The sequence below is a fragment of the Arthrobacter sp. H41 genome (genome assembly GCF_000520535.1).
Lineage (GTDB): Bacteria > Actinomycetota > Actinomycetes > Actinomycetales > Micrococcaceae > Arthrobacter_D.
In genome coordinates, this window is the sequence record NZ_KI914792.1 from 1 (window position 1) to 3,293 (window position 3,293).

Here is a 3,293-nt window from a genome sequence, read left to right on the forward strand (position 1 = left end):
CCCGCAGAACACGCCACCGGCATCGACACCAGAATCACCACCCTCGCCCGAGCCCTGCAGGCACCCGAGGAACAACGCACCCTCACCCAACTCCGCGTCGATGTCCTCACCGACCTCCTCACCCACACCTGCTTTACAGGCCCACCACGAAACCCCTCCAGCACCCTGGGCACGGACGGCTCCACCGCTGACACCCCTTTCAACAACGCCACCGGAACAGGCCCCCCTGCCGACCCCCCACTACACCCCCACCCTGGCCTCTCTCACCCGGGGTGTCATCACCTGGCGCCATGCCGTGACCATGGTGGAGCAGTGCTCCGGCCTGCCCCCGCACATCACCACGACCCTCGAACACGCACTGCTGCCCACCGCGGCGGACACCACCGTCGCCAAGACCGCACACCGTGCCCGGATCCTGCGCGCGACCCTGCACCCCGACCACCACGCCGAACGGGCCACCGCCGCGGTGACCCACCGCCGGCTGGACATCACCCCGGACCACGATGGCATGGCCTGGCTGAACATCTACCTCCCCGCAGAACACGCCACCGGCATCGACACCAGAATCACCACCCTCGCCCGAGCCCTGCAGGCACCCGAGGAACAACGCACCCTCACCCAACTCCGCGTCGATGTCCTCACCGACCTCCTCACCCACACCTGCTTTACAGGCCCACCACGAAACCCCTCCAGCACCCTGGGCACGGACGGCTCCACCGCTGACACCCCTTTCAACAACGCCACCGGAACAGGCCCCGATGCTGATTCCGGACCCGGCACTGCCGGTTCAGCCGGCTCCGAATCCGCCAGGTCCGGCACTGCGGGTTCGGCCGACTCCGGGTCCGCCAGGTCCGGGTCCGCCGGCTCCGGCAGTGCTGGCTCGGCCGACTCCGGCACTGCTGGCTCTGCCGGTCCGGGCTCACCTCCCGGCCGTGCTCCCGGTTCTGGTTCACTTGCCGGCGGGCCTGAGGCCCCTGGCGGGTTCGTGGATGTTTCCGAGGGCTGGGGCGCTTCCCTGGGGTACCGGGGCATCACGGCGCACGTGAACGTCACCGTGCCCGTGCTGACCCTGCTCGGCGTCGATGACGCACCCGCGGACCTCGAAGGCTACGGGCCCATCCCGGCGCACATCGCCCGCCGCCTGGCAGCCCACGCACCCTCCTTCACCCGCATCCTCACCCACCCCGGAACCGGGGCGATCCTCAGCCTGGGCCGCACCAGCTACGTCGTCCCGGCAGCCCTACGGACCTGGCTACGCATCCGCGACAAAACCTGCCGCCACCCCGGCTGCAACCACACCGCACAGGCCTCCGAAATCGGCCACACCACGCCCTGGGCCCACGGCGGCGAAACCAACCACACCAACCTCGCACACCTCTGCCGATACCACCACGCGCTCAAAACCGCCGGCCACTGGCACTACACCCAACCCACCCCCGGAACCATCACCGCCACCTCACCCGCCGGTAGGACCTACACCACCCACCCCGAACCCACCCCCGCCTGACCGGCGAGGTGGATCGGATCGGACCCCATCCACCTTGAGCCACAACGAGAACCGTGCGAATCGGCTTCCCTCGTCGAGGAGTCGGTGGTGTCCAAGCGCCCGGGTCGGGTCAGTCCTGTTCCGTTTTGGTCCGCAGAAGCGCAAGAAAAACCTCCAGCACTGCAATCAGAAGGAGTACAGCTCGAAGCCGACCCTTCGTTTCGTTGATTCGGCGCCGCCGGTCATCAGGTCGATTTGCTGCCGGGCCTGCACTTCGACCGGTTCGTTGCTGAGCGCGCAAAGGTACTGCCGGTGTTCGGTGAGGGATGCCACTGCCCGTTCTACGCTGTCGGCGTCGACCTCGAGCCAATGGGTAGGCCTCGGTGATGCGACGGCGACCCACTGGACGGGGTGCGGGAGCATGCCTTCGGCCTCGGCCAGCTCAGGGAAGATCCACTCATTCGCGGCATCCGCGACGGCATCGAGCACGGCCCGCCCGAGCTGGCGGTGATCCGAGGAGTTCCAGCGGCCGGGACCCCACGTCTCGCCGAAATTCAGGGTGATGATGCCGTCGGGGCGGTGCCGCCGGATTGCGCGGGCAATGTCCCTGCGCAGTTTCAGGGTGTTCTCGATCCGTCCGTCAGGATAATCAAGGAAGGTCAGGTTATCGACGCCCACCTGCTCGCAGGCCCGGCGCTGTTCCTCAAGACGAACCAGGGCAGCTTCCGCCGGGCTCATTCCGGCGATGCCTGCCTCCCCGCGGGTGGCCAGGAGGTAGGAGACGTCCTTCCCCGCTCCGGTCCACTGCGCGACGGCGGCGGCAGTGCCGTATTCGGGATCGTCGGGATGGGCCATGATCAGCAGGGCACGCTGCCAGTTGTCCGGCATTGTGTGGGGAGCGTTCATGTGAATTCCCTTTCCCGATCAGCGGTTCTTCCTTGATCCTACGGTGCCCTGAACAACGATTGGGATCTCTCGCGGCGCGGCAGCCCAGTACTCTGCAGGAAGCGGAAGTCGCACCCCTCGTCAGCCTGCGTCACCTCCGAGACGTACAGCTTCCGGTAGCCGCGCTCCGCCACGGGTGCGGGCGGCGGGCCCAATGCCTCCTCGCGCCGCGCCAACTCCTCTCCTGGAACGTCGAGCTGGATCAGACGGCGGCTCACACTCAAGGTGATGGTGTCGCCGGATTGCACCAGCCGCAGCGGCCGACATGCGGCCATCCGAGATACGCACCATGTCCTTCACCCCCTGCGCCGCAAGCTTCTTCGGGATGGGAAGGTAACCGGCCTCCGGCATGCCGGGTGCGCCGACCGGCCCGATGTTCCGCAGCACGAGCACGTCCTCGGCAGCGACGTCGAGGGCGTCGTCGTCGATCCGTGCCGCGAGATCCGCCGTGTCCTCGAACACCACGGCGCGGCCCGTATGTTCCAGCAGGTGCGGCGAGACGGCCGCCTGCTTGATGATGGCGCCGCCCGGTGCGAGGTTGCCGCGCAGGAAGGCGAGGCTGCCTTCCGGATAGATCGGGTTGGAGCGCGGCCGCACGATGTCCTGCGGGAAGCCCGGCCCGACGTCGTCGATCTCCTCGCCGAGCGTGCGGCCGGTGACGGTGGGCACAGCCCGGTGGATGAGGTCCCCGAGTTCGCGCAGTACGGCCGGAACGCCGCCGGCGCGGTGAAAATCCTCCATGTAATAGGAGCCGGTGGGTTTCAGGTCCACCAGCACGGGGGTCTCTGCGCTCATCCGGTCCAGGTCCTCCAGGCTGAGGCGGATACCGAGACGGCCGGCGACGGCGGTCAGGTGGATGATC

The 3,293-nt window shown here is 68.0% G+C and carries 2 protein-coding genes and 1 pseudogene; 1 reads left to right on the top strand and 2 read right to left on the bottom strand.

The window, feature by feature from the left end; all coding sequences use genetic code 11:
- The first annotated feature begins 100 nt into the window (after positions 1–100).
- On the top strand, positions 101–1,507 hold the full coding sequence (locus Y705_RS0108760; protein ID WP_081737924.1) for an HNH endonuclease signature motif containing protein: 1,407 nt from the start codon (positions 101–103) through the stop codon (positions 1,505–1,507).
- A gap of 165 nt (positions 1,508–1,672) precedes the next feature.
- Here Y705_RS0108760 and Y705_RS0108765 read toward each other — a convergent pair whose 3' ends face one another.
- Both Y705_RS0108765 and Y705_RS18545 read right to left on the bottom strand, forming a co-directional pair.
- Positions 1,673–2,392 carry a PIG-L deacetylase family protein gene (locus tag Y705_RS0108765; RefSeq protein WP_026532594.1) on the bottom strand — a complete coding sequence of 240 codons (720 nt, stop codon included), beginning with the start codon at positions 2,390–2,392 and terminating at the stop codon, positions 1,673–1,675.
- A 38-nt stretch (positions 2,393–2,430) separates the two neighbouring features.
- Positions 2,431–3,226, bottom strand: a pseudogene (locus Y705_RS18545) (dihydroxy-acid dehydratase domain-containing protein).
- Positions 3,227–3,293: the final 67 nt, after the last annotated feature.

Bases quoted from the DNA above. Each gene is read 5' to 3' on its own strand.
- Y705_RS0108760 (WP_081737924.1), top strand. From the start codon at position 101: ATGTCCTCACCGACCTCCTCACCCACACCTGCTTTACAGGCCCACCAC.
- Y705_RS0108765 (WP_026532594.1), bottom strand. From the start codon at position 2,392: ATGAACGCTCCCCACACAATGCCGGACAACTGGCAGCGTGCCCTGCTG.